The sequence below is a fragment of the Ruegeria sp. CL6 genome, assembly GCF_056536465.1.
The window spans coordinates 118,258-133,974 of the sequence record NZ_JBQFPR010000003.1 but is presented as its reverse complement, the minus strand read 5'-3'; the positions used below and the strand labels follow the sequence as shown (position 1 = coordinate 133,974).

14 protein-coding genes are annotated in these 15,717 nt (G+C 59.4%); 6 read left to right on the top strand and 8 right to left on the bottom strand.

Translation table 11 applies throughout. The annotated features are described in order from the left end of the window. Window positions 1-26: 26 nt before the first annotated feature. Both ACR0LH_RS10215 and ACR0LH_RS10210 read left to right on the top strand, forming a co-directional pair. Window positions 27-1,439 carry a pyridoxal phosphate-dependent decarboxylase family protein gene (locus ACR0LH_RS10215; RefSeq protein WP_480720830.1) on the top strand — a complete coding sequence of 471 codons (1,413 nt, stop codon included), beginning with the start codon at window positions 27-29 and terminating at the stop codon, window positions 1,437-1,439. Window positions 1,440-1,449: 10 nt separating this feature from the next. Continuing rightward, window positions 1,450-2,220 (top strand): HpcH/HpaI aldolase family protein, encoded by a 771-nt coding sequence (locus ACR0LH_RS10210; RefSeq protein WP_480720828.1) that lies wholly within the window; start codon window positions 1,450-1,452, stop codon window positions 2,218-2,220. A 4-nt stretch (window positions 2,221-2,224) separates the two neighbouring features. Here ACR0LH_RS10210 and ACR0LH_RS10205 read toward each other — a convergent pair whose 3' ends face one another. Beyond that, window positions 2,225-3,367, bottom strand: a complete 1,143-nt coding sequence (locus tag ACR0LH_RS10205; RefSeq protein ID WP_480720827.1) for a DUF3095 domain-containing protein — start codon at window positions 3,365-3,367, stop codon at window positions 2,225-2,227. A gap of 142 nt (window positions 3,368-3,509) precedes the next feature. Here ACR0LH_RS10205 and ACR0LH_RS10200 point away from each other — a divergent pair, with 142 nt between their 5' ends. The 3 genes from ACR0LH_RS10200 (at window position 3,510) to ACR0LH_RS10190 (ending at window position 6,871) form a co-directional block, all read left to right on the top strand. Further along, window positions 3,510-4,682, top strand: a complete 1,173-nt coding sequence (locus tag ACR0LH_RS10200; RefSeq protein ID WP_170564356.1) for an MFS transporter — start codon at window positions 3,510-3,512, stop codon at window positions 4,680-4,682. A 20-nt stretch (window positions 4,683-4,702) separates the two neighbouring features. Further along, window positions 4,703-5,737, top strand: coding sequence for a glycosyltransferase family 4 protein (locus ACR0LH_RS10195; protein ID WP_480720826.1), 1,035 nt, complete (start codon window positions 4,703-4,705; stop codon window positions 5,735-5,737). Window positions 5,738-5,848: 111 nt separating this feature from the next. After that, complete coding sequence (locus tag ACR0LH_RS10190) at window positions 5,849-6,871, top strand: aspartate-semialdehyde dehydrogenase (protein ID WP_170387108.1); 1,023 nt, start codon at window positions 5,849-5,851, stop codon at window positions 6,869-6,871. Between the two features lie 90 nt (window positions 6,872-6,961). Here the strand turns inward: ACR0LH_RS10190 and ACR0LH_RS10185 are convergent, their stop codons facing one another. From ACR0LH_RS10185 to ACR0LH_RS10155, 7 genes are all read right to left on the bottom strand, one after another. Then, on the bottom strand, window positions 6,962-8,008 hold the full coding sequence (locus ACR0LH_RS10185; protein ID WP_480720824.1) for an ABC transporter ATP-binding protein: 1,047 nt from the start codon (window positions 8,006-8,008) through the stop codon (window positions 6,962-6,964). After that, window positions 8,008-9,255 carry an MGH1-like glycoside hydrolase domain-containing protein gene (locus ACR0LH_RS10180; protein ID WP_480720823.1) on the bottom strand — a complete coding sequence of 416 codons (1,248 nt, stop codon included), beginning with the start codon at window positions 9,253-9,255 and terminating at the stop codon, window positions 8,008-8,010. Before ACR0LH_RS10180 ends, ACR0LH_RS10185 begins: the two co-directional genes overlap by 1 nt. 5 nt (window positions 9,256-9,260) lie before the next feature. Further along, window positions 9,261-10,469 (bottom strand): carbohydrate ABC transporter permease, encoded by a 1,209-nt coding sequence (locus ACR0LH_RS10175; RefSeq protein ID WP_480720822.1) that lies wholly within the window; start codon window positions 10,467-10,469, stop codon window positions 9,261-9,263. After that, window positions 10,469-11,701, bottom strand: a complete 1,233-nt coding sequence (locus ACR0LH_RS10170) for a carbohydrate ABC transporter permease (protein WP_480720820.1) — start codon at window positions 11,699-11,701, stop codon at window positions 10,469-10,471. The genes ACR0LH_RS10175 and ACR0LH_RS10170 overlap by 1 nt, the downstream gene beginning before the upstream one ends. Before the next feature lie 66 nt (window positions 11,702-11,767). Further along, on the bottom strand, window positions 11,768-13,123 hold the full coding sequence (locus ACR0LH_RS10165; RefSeq protein ID WP_480720819.1) for an ABC transporter substrate-binding protein: 1,356 nt from the start codon (window positions 13,121-13,123) through the stop codon (window positions 11,768-11,770). Continuing rightward, window positions 13,120-14,274 (bottom strand): LacI family DNA-binding transcriptional regulator, encoded by a 1,155-nt coding sequence (locus ACR0LH_RS10160; RefSeq protein ID WP_480720817.1) that lies wholly within the window; start codon window positions 14,272-14,274, stop codon window positions 13,120-13,122. The genes ACR0LH_RS10165 and ACR0LH_RS10160 overlap by 4 nt, the downstream gene beginning before the upstream one ends. A 254-nt stretch (window positions 14,275-14,528) precedes the next feature. Further along, complete coding sequence (locus tag ACR0LH_RS10155; RefSeq protein WP_480720816.1) at window positions 14,529-15,002, bottom strand: phosphoribosyl-AMP cyclohydrolase; 474 nt, start codon at window positions 15,000-15,002, stop codon at window positions 14,529-14,531. Window positions 15,003-15,272: 270 nt separating this feature from the next. Between ACR0LH_RS10155 and ACR0LH_RS10150 the strand changes: the two genes are divergently transcribed. Further along, window positions 15,273-15,656: a hypothetical protein gene (locus ACR0LH_RS10150; protein WP_170483250.1), complete on the top strand. Its 384-nt coding sequence runs from the start codon at window positions 15,273-15,275 to the stop codon at window positions 15,654-15,656. Window positions 15,657-15,717 lie beyond the last annotated feature (61 nt).

Here is a 15,717-nt window from a genome sequence, read left to right as displayed (position 1 = left end):
GTAAGGCTGAACGGGTGGAGATTGGTATGAAATGGGATGAGTTTTCGGACTGGGGTAAGAAAGTCTCGGAGTGGACTCAGGATTATCACCTGACCGTTGGCGATAAACCTGTCCGGGCCCAAACCCAACCGGGCGACATTCTGAACGCACTGCCAAAACACCCGCCAGAACACGCGCAGGCGATGGAGGACATCTTTTCGGACTTTGAGCAAATCGTGATGCCCGGAATCACGCATTGGCAGCATCCTCGGTTCTTTGCCTATTTCAACTCGAATGCATCTGCGCCGTCTGTCCTGGCCGAGTTTTTGGCCAGCGCGATCGCGCCTCAATGCATGCTGTGGCAGACCTCGCCTGCCGCGACCGAGATGGAAACACGTATGATGGATTGGCTGCGGCACGCTCTGGACCTGCCAGATGGGTTCGCCGGGGTTATTCAGGATTCGGCCTCCTCGGCGACGTTGGCGGCCGTTCTGACGCTGCGGGAAAAAGCGTTGAAATGGCAGGGCAACCAGCAGGGGCTGTTCGGGCAAAAGCCTCTACGGGTATATTGTTCCGCCGAAGTTCATACGTCGGTGGATCGCGCCATCTGGGTTGCCGGGATCGGACAGGACAATCTGGTCCGCATCCCAATCAAGGGCGACTGGCGCGGCATGGACCCGGCGGCATTGGAAGCGGCGATTTTGTCTGACTTAGACTCTGGTTTGCAGCCAGCCGGAGTTATTCTGTGCGTCGGCGGAACAAGCACAGGCGCGGCTGATCCGATCGACGAATGTCTAAAGATCGCCCGGAAATACGGTCTCTATTCCCACGTAGACGCGGCCTGGGCGGGATCGGCCATGATCTGCCCTGAATATCGCCACTACTGGCCGGGAATCGAACAGGCCGACAGCATCGTGTTCAACCCGCACAAATGGCTTGGGGTTCAGTTCGACTGCTGTGCGCATTTCCTGAAAAACCCCGATGATCTAGTTCAGACGCTGGCGATCAGCCCGGAATTCCTCAAGACCCACGGCAAGGACGGGATAATCAACTACTCGGAATGGTCCGTCCCTTTGGGCCGCAGGTTCCGGGCGCTCAAGTTATGGTTCGTGATGCGGGCCTATGGGCTGGAGGGGTTGCGAAAGCGGCTGCGAAACCATGTGAAATGGTCCGTTGATCTCCATCACCGATTGGCAGCCGAACCGGATTTTGAAATTGTCACACAGCCGATGTGGTCGCTCTGGACGTTTCGATATGCCCCTGATGCGCAGGCCGACCTGGACGAGCTGAACCTGCGGCTGGTCAACGCCATCAACGATGATGGCCGCATCTACCTGACCCAAACCCGCGTCGATGGTAAGCTCGCGATCCGCTTTCAGGCCGGTCAGTTTGAAACCACAGAGGATGAGGTCCGCATGACATTTGACGTTATAACTGAAATCGCCCGCTCTTTGACTTGAAGGTTTCGACATGCCCACGCCCACAAATACCTTTAAACAGGCTCTGAAAAACGGCGATTGCCTGATCGGTTGCTGGAGCAGCTTTGCCGAGGCCGTCACGGCCGAGATCATGGGCACCGCCGGATTCGACTGGCTGGTGATTGATGGAGAGCATGCGCCAAACGACATCCGATCCATTCGCGATCAGCTAATGGCGTTGTCGTCCAGCCCCACCCATCCTGTTGTCCGGGTGCCCGTAGGTGACACCGCTTTGATCAAGATGGTGTTGGACGCCGGGGCGCCGACGATACTGGTTCCGATGGTTGAAAGCGCACAACAGGCGCGGGAATTGGTGCGCGCGTGCCGCTACCCGCCTCAAGGTGTGCGGGGCGTCGGGGCCATGGCGTCGCGTGCGACGATGTACGGAACGGCCACCGACTATATTCAAACCGCAGACGCCCAGATATGCCTGCTGGTTCAGGTGGAAAATCGCGCGGGGATAAAGGCTCTGGACGAAATTCTGGAGGTCGAGGGCATCGACGGCGTGTTTATCGGGCCTGCGGATCTGTCCACCGACATGGGTTTTCAGGGCGACAGTACCGCACCCGAAGTCCGCACCGTGATCGCCGATGCCATGACGCGGATCAAGGCTGCGGGCAAGGCTCCGGGCATTCTGGGAACAACGGATGAGGCCAATCAAGCCTATCTGGATATGGGTGCGCAGTTTCTGGCGGTTGGCATTGATGTCATGTTGCTGGCTCAGGCCGCGCGTGCACTGGCTGCGCAGTGGAAAGGGAAATAGCGCCTCAGCCTTGCATGGCGGCTGCCGCCTGCGCGTAGCCTCCGGATGCGCCGTCCACAAAGTGAACGTGATCGTCGCGCGTGGCCGAGGGAACAAAGCAGGTCATCATCGCCTCATCCTGCGCATGCAGGCCATAGCGGATCTTTCCCTGTCCACGGGCCTGTTCAAGCATTATCCGGATTTGCGACAGGGTCGCCTCGTCGCAATCCAGCGTCATCTTCAACCCGTCGTCGAATTTTCGGTAATCCGCGTTGCGGCTGACCATCTGCTTGTAGTGCTCGGGCTGGAAGTTGCCCATGGGCCGCCCAGCCTTGAACAAAAGGTAAATCAGCAGGTTCTGCACCAGCAAGCCCAGTTTCTGCACTGTGACATTGCGGCCCCGTCGGGACACATGCGCGTCGATATCCAAACCCGGCGGAGGCCAGTTTATCGGCGGGCCATTCACTGGCACAGGATGGCCAGCCCTCTCCAACCCTTCTGACGCGGCCAGTACGGACTGCGCCAAGTCCGCAAAATCGCTCTCGGTCGCGTGCGGGGTCGGCTCGATCACCAGTGATACGATCCGACCATGAGCCGCCTTGATATTCGACCAGCGACAGGACAGGCCAGTCAGATCCGGTTGAGCGCCGGGTTCCGCAACAGACGCGGCAAACGCACCCGCTTTCATCTGAGACTCGGCCCAGGCCAACCCGCCGCCCGAGAACATGGCATAATCGACGCCGTCAGAGGGTGCATAACGGGCGACACGCAGATCCCGGTCCGCCGCACGGATTTCAGCAACAGGCGTCAACGCGGCGCGCAAGGATATCCCAAACTCCTCCTCCGCCCAGCGCCGCAAGGCGGCCAGCGTGGATTGCGCGTCATCGGCGGCGCTTGCGGGGACGGCAAAACCCGCACCGTCTCCGCCGAACACGTAAGGGAAGTCGTTGCCCTTCATGGCGTTGATCATGGCAGAGATGACCGCAGCACCGACCATATTCACCGTTTTATAGCGGCCTTTGGCAATTTCGCCCGTTGAATCAACAATATCCGCCACCCCGACGACCCAATCGTCAGGAAGCGCTGAAAACTGCACGGGATCGGCAAGCCGGGCAAAGTCGCGCAGCAAAGGAAGACTGTCATAAAACGCGGCCTGAGCGTCTTTCATAATCGCCTCAATCAGAAATTAACGCTTAGTGTAGTGCGATCGCGGTTGCTGTCCCGTGAAATCGTCACGACACACGTGCTTGTGTGCAGCGGTTGGACGTGCCAATCAGGTCCGGTCAGCCGTTGGGGAAGAGGGGCGATACATGAAGGCAGGTCTGGTGGTGTTGTGTCTGGGCTATGTGCTCAGCCAGTTTTTTCGTGCTTTCCTTGCCGTTCTCACCGTCGATCTTGGCCGCGACATTGGCGCAACGCCCGAGGATCTGGCCTTTGCATCGGGTCTTTGGTTTCTGGTCTTTGCGGCCATGCAACTGCCCGTGGGCTGGGCATTGGATCGGGTCGGTCCCCGCCTGACGGCTGCGGTTTTGCTGCTGGTCGGCGGAGCAGGTGGCGCGGGCCTTTTTGCCGTGGCCACCACACCGTTTCACATTACCCTTGCGATGGGGCTGATCGGCGTTGGGTGTTCTCCGGTCCTGATGGCCTCTTATTACATCTTCGCGCGTGAGTTTCCGCCTGCCAAGTTCGCGACCCTTGCGGCTTTGATGATGGGAGTCGGGTCGGTCGGAAATCTGGTGGCCTCATACCCGACAGCGCTTGCCGTGGAATTGATGGGGTGGCGCAATACCCTTTGGACGCTGGCCGTGGTTTCGGCAATTGTGGCGCTGGGTATTCTTTCAACGGTGCGCGATCCCCAGCGGATCGAAACTGAACAAAAAGGGTCTGTGCTAGACCTGCTCCGGGAACCGGCGCTTTGGACCATACTGCCCTTGATGCTGGTGGCCTATGCGCCTTCGGCAGCGCTGCGCGGTCTCTGGGCGGGCCCATACCTGCAAGAGGTGTTCGGACTGACGACGTCGCAGATCGGTCAGGCGACTTTGTTCATGGGGGCCGCGATGATCGCAGGTATCTTCGTCTATGGACCATTGGACCGCGTGTTGGGCACCCGGAAATGGGTCATTTTCGGCGGCAATGTCCTGAGCAGCCTGGCGCTGACGGCGATGTGTTTCTGGATAGAAGCATCCGTCTGGCTTTCCGTGGCTTTGCTGGCCCTGATCGGCTTTCTTGGCGCGGCCTTCCCGGTCATCATGGCGCATGGGCGCGCTTTTATCGCTCCGCATCTTGTGGGGCGCGGGGTTGCATTGCTCAATCTATTCGGCATCGGGGGCGTTGGGCTGGCACAGTTTGCGTCGGGGCGGATCCACGCAGCGACGGTGGACATGGGCGCAAGCGCACCTTACACAGCAATATTCGGTTTTTTTGCCATAGCCGTCGCGCTTGGCTGCGTGATTTACCTGTTCAGCCGCGATAGCCTGGACTGAGACCCTTCGGGAGAGCCCCTTTGACAGACCCGCGCGTCATCGCCCCCAATCTCAAACGCAGGCTGTCGGGCGTGACAGCGACGATTGCGCGACTGGTGCCGCTGCAGGTGCAATGGATCGACATTGCCGCCACCGGTCCGGGCCTGCCCGCGGACATCCCACACATCCCGCTGGGCCGCCTGCCCTTTCTGTCGCGCAAAACCCTGCGTGTCTGGCACGCGCGCCGCAATACCGAGATGCTGTTGGGTCTGTTCCTGCGCAACATTCTGCGCCTGCGGTTGAAGCTGCTGTTCACCAGCGCCTCGCAACGCGCCCATACCGGCTACACCAAGTGGTTGATCGACAAGATGGATGCGGTGGTCGCCACGTCTCGCAAGACTGCCGGGTATCTGGACCGGGACGCGCAGGTGATCATGCATGGCATCAACCTGCAGGATTTCACCCCGCCCGAGAATAAGGCGGCGGTTCGCGCCCGTCTGGGTCTGCCGGATGGTCTTTTGCTGGGCTGCTATGGCCGCATCCGTCATCAGAAAGGCACTGACGCTTTTGTCGATGCGATGATCGACCTGTGTGGCCGGTTCGATGACGCCCACGGCATCGTCATGGGCCGCGCGACCGAGAAACACACCGCTTTTCTGGCCGAGCTGAAAGACAAGGTCGCTGCTGCGGGCCTGTCTGACCGCATCCTGTTCATGCCCGAAGTCACCGTGGACCAAATCGCTGAATGGTATCAGGTGTTGGACCTCTTTGTCGCTCCGCAGCGGTGGGAAGGGTTCGGCCTCACCCCACTAGAGGCGATGGCCTGTGGCGTTCCTGTTGTCGCGACTGACGTCGGAGCGTTCTCGGAAATTGTCACCGACCCCACGCTGGGCCGTATCATCCCGCCGGACGATATCCCCGCCATGGTTGAAGCCAGCGCCGAAATGCTGAAGAACCGCGATTCCCTCACCCAATCCGGCCTCGCCGCCCGCGCCCATGTCGAACAGAATTTCGATATCAACGGCGAGGCAAAGACCCTTGTCGCCCTCTACGAACGGCTTCTGACCGAAAACTGAGGCGATGCGCCGCGTCAAATCGGTGTCTTTGCGCGAAATATGCCCCGAAAACTCTTTTTTCTTTACTGCAACGCGGCTATGAACGCGCGTCCTTAACTTTGGAGACATGAAATGGGCTATCGCGTCGTTGTCGCCGGCGCCACGGGTAACGTGGGCCGCGAAATGCTGAACATCCTGGCGGAACGCCAGTTCCCCGTCGATGAACTTGCTGTTCTGGCAAGCCGTCGTTCGCTGGGCACCGAGGTAAGCTTTGGCGACAAGACACTGACCACCCAGGACATCGACACCTTCGATTTCACCGGCTGGGACATGGCGCTATTCGCCATCGGCTCGGACGCTACCAAGGTCTATGCGCCCAAAGCGGCTGAGGCTGGCTGCGTGGTGATCGATAACTCGTCGCTGTATCGCTACGATCCGGACATCCCGCTGATCGTTCCGGAATGTAACCCGCAGGCGATCCACGACTACAAGAACAAGAACATCATCGCCAACCCCAACTGCTCGACCGCGCAGATGGTTGTCGCGCTGAAGCCGCTGCATGACCGCGCCAAGATCAAGCGCGTTGTCGTCTCGACCTACCAGTCGGTTTCCGGCGCAGGTAAAGAGGGGATGGACGAACTGTGGGATCAGACCAAAGCTGTCTACAACCCCACAACGGACGTGCCGCCGAACAAGTTCCAGAAGCAGATCGCCTTCAACGTCATCCCGCAGATCGACGTCTTCATGGAAGACGGTTCGACCAAGGAAGAGTGGAAGATGGTTGTCGAAACCAAGAAGATCGTCGATCCGTCGATCAAGGTCACCGCAACCTGTGTCCGCGTGCCGGTTTTCGTTGGCCATTCCGAGGCCGTGAATATCGAGTTCGAGGAATTCCTGGACGAAGACGAGGCCCGCGACATCCTGCGCGAGGCTCCGGGCATCATGGTGATCGACAAGCGCGAGGCCGGTGGCTACGTCTCGCCCATCGAATGCGCGGGCGATTTCGCCACATTCATCAGCCGCATCCGTCAGGATTCAACCGTGGAAAACGGCCTGAACCTGTGGTGCGTCAGCGACAACCTACGCAAAGGTGCCGCCCTGAACGCCGTGCAGATCGCCGAACTGTTGGGCCGAGAGGTTCTGAAAAAGGGCTGAGGCAATCAAAAAGCTACGCCTTGAAAACCCCGCTGTTTTCGCAGCGGGGTTTTTTGTCGCCCGATTGAGCTTTGGCGTGAAACGATCGGCTCACAAAGCCTGACCCTCTGCATCGAAGAACTGCAATTTCTCGGGCGCAAAGTGCAGACCGATCTGCGCCCCAGCCTTGATTTCGGTATCTCCACCAAGCCGGACGGTGACTTTTTCTTCGGCGCCACAATCGACGATGATGAACATGTCAGCGCCAAGGTATTCGACAACCTCGACCACGCCGTCACTATGGCCCGCGCCCGGTTCGACTACGCTGATATGTTCGGGGCGGATGCCCAGCCGTGTCGCCTTTCCCGTCCGATCAAAAGGACCGCTGCCGCCGTTTTCCAGACGGAACTGATCCCCGGCCACGGTACAGGGCAGGACGTTCATTTTCGGGCTTCCGATAAACTGCGCCACAAACAGGTTGGCCGGGCGTTCATACAGCTCGCGCGGGGTGCCGACCTGCGCGATTTTGCCGAACTCCAGCACTACGATACGGTCGGCCAGTGTCATCGCCTCGACCTGATCGTGGGTCACGTAGATCATGGTCCGGTTCAGGCTTTGATGCAGCTTGGCAATCTCGTACCGCATTTCGACCCGAAGGGCGGCATCGAGATTGGACAAGGGTTCGTCAAACAGGAACGCGGTCGGGTCGCGCACGATGGACCGACCGATGGCCACACGCTGACGCTGTCCGCCGGAAAGATCCTTGGGGCGGCGCTCCAAATAAGGCTCTAACTTGAGCACTTCGGCCGCTTTTCCAACACGCTCGGTGATATCGGCCTTGGACACACCCGCCACTTTCAGCGAGAACCCCATATTCTCGGCCACCGTCAGATGGGGATACAGCGCGTAGGACTGAAACACCATCGTCAGCCCGCGTTTCGAGGGCGGGTGGTCGGTCACGTCCGCCCCATTGATCAGAAGCCCCCCGCGCGAGATGTCCTCGAGCCCGCCGATCATGCGCAGCAGGGTGGACTTGCCACACCCCGAGGGGCCGACAAAGACGACAAACTCACCTTCCTGGATCTGCAGGTCGATCCCTTTGATCACCTGCACCTCGCCGAACCATTTCTCGACGCTTTTGAGTTCGATGCTGCCCATCAGTTCCTCCCTGCCCAGTGCAGCCAAACGGCAGCGGTCCATGTGAATGAATTGCCACCCGCGGGCCCACCGGTAAGCGGATCGAAATACTCGGCAAAGCCATGTCCAGCGATCAGGCGCGCGGTTTTCAGGCGCAGGGCTTCGGCCTCGACCCCGTGGCCCATTTCAACCAGTCCAAAACCGGTCAGCATGTTCATGAACGCCCATGTCGGACCACGCCAGTATCGGCGTTCGTCGAATTTGGGCATGTGCGGGTCATAGCTGGGAATGGGATGCGGCACGGTGGTCAGAACAGTCTTGACGCGTTCCAACATCCGGGCTGAGTCAATTCCCGCATACCAGCACAAATAGCTCGCGTTAGAGACACTTTCTGCCCATTCGCCGGTATGCGCATCACGTGCGTCAAACGCGCCCAGCGCCTCGTTCCAAAGGGACCGCGCGCCAGCCTCAAGCCGCTGGATATCGGCGCTGAGACCCTCGACCTCAAGCCCAAGGTCTTTACCTACGGCCAGCAAATCGCGGGCGGCACGCAGGGTGGTAAAGCTCATAGTCGGGTCGGCCACGCGGAACGGGTTCAGCTCCAGCAGCTTGGCCTGATCCCAGCCAGCCTCACGGCCGATATTCACCAGTTTGATGTAGCGGTCATAGTCGTATTTCGTCGGGCGGTCGGCGCTGTTGACATGGCTTGTGTCACGACGCTGATACTCACCTACGTCCGAGGCATCAATCGCCGCCATCGTATTGTCCCAGTCCGGGGCATTGTCGCGCCCGGCCTCCCACGGGTGGGTGGTGCAGACCGCGCCGTGATCGTCCAGCCGCCACGCCATGATCCAGCGATGCCAGGCCAGCATCTTGGGGAACAGCGCGCGCATCCGTTCTTTTCCAGACACCGGATCCATATCCAAAACGCGACGGGCCATCGTTGCCGCTAACGGAGGCTGAATGATCCCCGAAGACGGGATCGGCCCCGTTCCGCCCCACACGTCCGGCCCCGGAAAATAGCCCGGATCGGGCTTGTGGAACAGGATATGCGGAACCATGCCATCCGCCCACTGACCCGAGAACAGCGTCTCAAGCTCGACCCAGGCGCGGTTGATGTCGAACTCGGCAAAACCCAGCGCGGCAACCGCGCTGTCCCAGTTCCATTGGTAGGGATACAAGCCACTGGTGGGGATTGTGTAGCCGCCCCTGTCATTGGCAATCAGGATGTTGCGGGCCGATTCACTCGGCGTGATATAGTAGTTCATGTCAGTCATCCTTTGACCGAGCCTGCCGTCAGACCCTTGGTCATAAAACGTTCAAGCCCCAGAAACAGGGCCATGATCGGAACGGTGGCAATCACCGCCCCGGCCATCAGGTGTTGGCGGGGAATTTCCGAGGAGTTCAGCATCATGACCCCTCGGGTCAGGGTGAATTTCGACGGGTCGTCCAGCAGCATGAAAGCCAACAGGAATTCATTCCAGGCGATCATGAAGACATAGAGCGACACCGACGCCAGCGCGGGCAGGCTAAGCGGCAGGGTGATCTTCCAGATCACCGCCAGACGCGACAGGCCATCCATCAGACCGGCCTCCTCTACCTCGGTCGGCAACCCGCGGAAGTAACCTTGCAGCATATAAAGCGCGACGGGGATCGTGGTGACCGGGTAGATCATCACAATACCAAGGATCGAGTTGCGCAGACCCGTCAGCGAGAAGGCGATATAGATCGGCAGCGCCAAAACGATCATCGGCACCATGTAAATCAGCAGGATCGAACGCGAGAACGCCTTTTGCCCCTTGAACCGGAACCGCGCCACCGCATAGGCGCCGGGAACGCTGAACAGCAGGGTGATGAACACCGTCAGGACCGACACATAGAACGAGGTCCACAGGTAAGTGCCGAAATTGAAGTCTCGGAACAGCTCGGTATAGCTGCGGAACAGCGCCCAGCCCTGCGACAGGTCGACCGAGAAATCCAGCGGGTTCTGCAACAGCGCCTGTTGCGACTTCAGGCTGGTCATCACCATGACATAGAAAGGAATGACGACGATAGCGGTGAAGAAGATATAACCAAACCCGGTGCAGAACCGGATCACCGCATCCTCGAACTCATGCCGGGTAAGGTCGCCAAATGGCGTATCCCGCAGGATTGCGGCCAGCGACAGGTGCGTGACGATGGCCATGGCAAGAACCGTGACCAGCACCGCCTGCAAAGACGTGTCCGAACCGATCAGGACAGGCCCGAACCCGGTCAGGGCGGACAGGCCCAACAAAGCCGAGATCCCCAACCGCGCCGGTGCGCGCTGTGCCGGGAACTGGACATAGACCATCCCGGCGACCGCGCCCCAAATCAGGCAGAGCAAGACCTGCGGACGAAACGCCGCCCCGGTCGAGAAGGACATTGTGATGGCAACCGTTGTGGCAATCACCACCAGCCAGAGCGCGCCCAGAACCGGGCCGGTAAAATAGCCTTTGCGCATCACAGGCCCTCCTCTCGGCTGATGAAGCGGAAGAAGACAAAGCTGAAGGCGATCAGGCACATCAGGATCACCACGGCTACCGCTGAGCCTGCCCCGATATTGGAGATCGCAAAGGCCTGTTCATAGACATTCACGGTCAGGGTGCGTGTACCCGCATTGCCGCCTGTCAGCAGGAAGATGTCGTCGAACTTGTTAAACGTCCAGATAAAGCGCAGCAGGAACAGCACTGACAGGATGCCCAGCAGTTGCGGGATACTCAGCAGCCAGAATTTCTGGAAAGGCGACGCCCCGTCCATATCCGCCGCCTCATACATGCTGGAATCGATGGATTGCATCCGCGCCAGGATGAACAGGAAGGACAGCGGGAAATACCGCCATATCTCGAACACAGTGACCATGATCAGCGCAAGGGGACGTTCACCGAAGAAATTGATCGGCTCGCTGCTCAACCCCATCTGCACCAACAGCGCATTGGCCGAGCCTGAGAACGGATCGAACAGTGTAACCCACGTAAAGGCCACCGCGATCACCGGGGCCACGTAGGGGAACAGGTAAAGCCCCCGGATGATCCCCTGGCCTTTGAAACTTTTGTTCAGCAACAGGGCCGCGAAAAGGCCCATCACCAAGGCTCCGATGGTGCCGAAAACCGTGTAGAACAGCGTGACCCAGAGAACGCCCCAGAACTCATCCCCGTCGAAAACACGGGCGAAGTTCTCCAGGCTGAACTCGAAATTGGTCAAAACACTTGGGCCGCTGCCGGTCACGTCGGGTTCAGACCCTTCGATCAGGTCTTCAAAGGCGTCAGGGTCTCCGTCCACGGTGACGGGAATACGGATTCGTTCGCGCTGACCACCTTCCAACGCACCGAAGTCACAGAACAAGTCCTGCCCATCCAGCACACAGGGGGCCGAGACTTCGCCCGCCGTTACGCCATCAGGCAGCACATCTGTCACGGTCACGCCTTCAATGGCGATCTCTTGGCTTGAATTGCGCACGCGGTATTCGATCCGCAGATCATCCCCTGATCCGCGCAGGCTTTCACGCACAACGGGCGCGGGCGGACGCAGGTCAGACAGGGTGAACGGCTTGAAACTGATCCAGAAGATCGCCAGCAAAGGCAGGATCACCACAAGCGATACACTGATCACGGTCGGGGAAAGCAACGCCCAGGCCAGACGCGCCTCGCGTTTGGCAAGCGCCCCGGTTCCGGTCGGTGGGGTAGCCGAAGACATGGGTGGACCTCAGAGGGTTAGGTGCAGCGGCGCGCACGCCGCTGCAGATGCCGGTCAAGCAGGGGTCTATTGAACCTTGGCGAGCTCTTCGTTCATCGCAGCCACGGCAGCGGCGGCGTCGATTTCATCGTCGATATACTGACGCACGATCCGGTTGATGGCCTGAGAGTTTATCATCTTGGACGCCAGCGAAAGCTGCCCTTCGGCCACGCCCCAACGCTGCGCCACGTCCAGACCGCCGACGATCTCGTCGATCATCGCCTGATCATACAGCTCACCCAGCGGGGCTTTGCGATCGACGCCGACAGGCAATTCCGCCCACGCTTCGGCAAAGGCCGTTGGGTTGTCCGCAGTACCACGACGCACCGGGAACTTGCCCTCGGGCGCGATGGCCAGCGTTTGGGTATAGCCGTCATCCATGGCGAATTTCACGAACTCCATCGCCGCGTCGGTGTCGGCATCATTGGTGATCCCGAAATACCGCACGTCCCCCCATGCCGCGCCATCCGGGTTGGACGGGCCTGAGAAGTTGGTGACAATCCCTGTTTTCGACGCCAGATCACGCGAGGTCGGATCATCGTTGATGGTCGGCGGCGCGCTGTCGCGCAGACCGGCCAGCTCGTCCAGAATGAAGGGCGACCAGATGATCATCGCGGCCTTGCCATCGAAGTACAGCTCGCGCGATTGCTTCCAGAACAGCTCACCCGGAGGTGAGGCTTTGGAAATCGCCTTGTAGAAATCCAGAACTTCGATGGTCTTGGCCTCGTCCAGAGGCTGGAACCCATCCGGTCCAACGGGCGAGACACCGTTGGCGAGGAATACATGCTCCAACACCTGGCTCATGAAGTTCTCGTCAACCTTTGTGGCCGAGACAAAGCCGTACATTTCCGGCGGGTTATGCAACTTGTCCAACGCGGCCAGAACATTGGCATAGGAACTTGGGGCTTCCAGACCGGCCTCGTCGAACAGGTCCTTGCGGTAGACGACCATCTGGGTCCAGCCATCAACAGGGACCGAGGCGGTTTCGCCATTGAAAGCCGCCATTGCCAGCGCGCCGGGGGCGAATGTGTCCGCGCCCAATTCCTCGATCACTTCGGTTGCGGCTTCGGTATCCAGAATGCCCGCCTCGGCCCAGGGCAGAGCGTATTGCAGCGTGTGATAGACGACGTCCGGCAGATCACCGGCAGCAAAGGCTGCGGTTGCTCGGGTGCCCAGATCGCTTTCGGTGACAGGGATCACTTCGACCGTCGTTCCGGTTTCAGCTTTGAACTGGTCGGCCATCTCTTGCTGCTTGGCCAGACGTTCGGGCTGTTCCTCGGTGGTCCAAAAACGGATCGTATCCGCCTGTGCCGACAGCGCGCCAAGCATCACTGCCAGCGAGGTGCCCAGCATCAGGTGGGACATCTTGGGTGTAAGTTTCATGATCGGTCTCCCCGGTTATGATTTTTGTCAGTCTGTATTATTCGCGCCAATTCCTGTGGCGTTCGTGTTGGCGGCCCATCCGACCCACCCTCGACCAGAGTGGCTTCGGTCAGTTCGCGTAAACCTGCGGGGTCGTCGCCCCGGACTTGCCGGATCAGCATCGTCGCCAAACGCTGTCCGGCCATGTGTGAATCCACCGCAAAACTGGTCAGAGCCGGGCGCGCGTATCGGGATTCGGGAATGCCGTCATAGCCGATGACGGACACGTCACGCCCGATCTCAAGCCCCAAGTCCTGCGCGACCGGATAAAAGCCCAAAGCCGCCAGATCCGTGGCAAAGACAATCGCCGTCGGAGGCTGTTCGACCTGCATCAGAGCCTTTGCCTGCGCTGCACCCTCATCCCGCGTTCTGGCACCGTCGCGGATCAACTCGGGGTCCAAGGGCAATCCAGCTTCGTGCAGACCTTCGGCATATCCGTCACGGCGCAGGTGGCTGTAGTTGAACTTGAGGTCGCTGCCGACATAGCCGATGCGCGTATGCCCAAACCCGGCCAACCGCAAAACCGCTTTGCGCATCGCCGTTTCGCCCGCAATGTCGAACCACGAGGTTTCCTCCCACGTGTTCGGTTGCCCGTAACCGGTGCGACCGTAAAGGATATGCGGAACTTCAAGGCTGCGCAGAAGACCGATCCGGGCGTCCTTGACCGCGGTGCGGGGCAGAATGAAACCATCCGCTTTGCGTTCCTCGAACAATCTGCTGAGGACGGTCAGCGTGTCCCGTTCCGAAGTTGCAGTTGAAATCGTCATGGTCCAGTCAAGGTGGCTGGCGGCCTCGCACGCGCCGGCCAGAAAATCCTGCAGGAATGGGTTATGGCGATCAGGTTCGTCGCTGTTCAACACCATCGCAATCGCGCGGACCTGACCGGTGCGAATGGCCTGCGCATGACTCAGGGGCCGATAGCCCAGCTTGCGCGCAGCCGTTTCCACCCTGGCGCGGGTGACGGCCGAAATATCCGAATACCCGTTCAGCGCGCGCGACACCGTGCTTTTCGACAAGCCCAGATGCGCGGCCAGTTCGTCCAGCTTGACGCGTCCAGAGACCGAGAGGCGGTTAGCGACGTCGCGCGACCGATATGAAAGATTCGCTGTCATTCTTCACATTTGTTCGCACCGAAACCGGTTTCGGCAACGAAAAAGTTAAAAAAAGTGCAGAATGACCAAAATTTAAGTTTTCTAAAGAAGGTGCGGACTGCCAAAACCAAAGGTCAAAACGGGCTAGCCCACCCCGAAACAAAAAACGACGCGGAAATATATCCACGCCGTCTTTGTTTTTCGTGCGCCTTGGAAATCCGGCGGCGATACGTGCTTTTGCCGTCAGGCGCTTGGCTGCATGGCCATTGTTGGCATCAAGGCTGGTAGGGCAACGACGAGTGATGCAGCACGATCTTCAGCGTACCGTCAGCGTCTTTCTTGTAACCAAAGCTCTTGTCCACTTGCGTGACGTTGCCGTCCTTGTCCGTCAGAATGACAGCACCCATCCACATACCAACGCCCCCTTCGACGAAAATGGCGGATGTGACGCTTTCCATCGCGCGCCAGCCTCTAATTCCGAACCCGCCGTCTAGTGGATACTCGGCATCATGCCCGACGAAATAGGCCAACGCGCCTTTTTGAGTTGGGCGAAACGTCTGATCCCCGGACGCCATTGTCGGTTTGAAAAGAACCGGTCCCAGAGAATAGCCATAGGCCGCATTCAGCACACCCTCGGCAACCGTGCGCGCTGCGTCTATGCCGCCGTCTTCATAAGCCTTAGAGATTGCAATCAGCCCTTCACCCCAGGCTTCGCGCGCGGCGGTCAACTCATCAGTGGTAATTGGCATCTTCTTGTCCCCTCCGCCTGAATTCGGGCCGTAAATGGCAGCTAGCGAATATCAAAGCAAGTATTACCACGCCGGCGAGGGTCCCAGATCCCCAAGCGGCGCACCATGTTGATCGGGCACTTCGCCGCGTCCGTTGGCACGGTGAGATCAGCGGCCCGCCTGAATTCTAGCTAAATTCGAGACATTATCCCCCTTGGTCGCAAGGTTTTGCAAAGGAATTCAACGCCACATTCCGATTGTACCGTGGGGGTATAGTGAATTGGGGAATATGTGGTGGAAAAGATTATCACGCTTGAACACAAAGAAACCGTCCGACTGGACCCGGATCGCCTGAACGGGTTGTACCGGCAGCTTGGGGAAAAGAACGCATTGGACGTGTTGTGCCGCACGGTCGAAGAGTTGGCCGTTCGCCTGTCGAATTGCGAACGGTTCTGGCGGCAGCGCGATTGGGCCGGGTTGCGTAAATGTTCGCGGTCTTTGGTGGCAATCGCAGAACAGATCGGCATGACAGCTTTGGCCCGCGTCGCAGGCGACGTGGCCCGGAACGTGGATGCCGGCGACGCTGTCGCCACTGGCGCCACCCTGTCGCGCCTGATCCGTGTGGGTGAAAAATCCCTGACCGTTATCTGGGATCAGCAGGACCTTTCGGTCTGACGGGGGCTTGCGGATAGAGTGTGGGCGACTAGGCTGGGCGCAAATCGAACCAGCCGAGTTA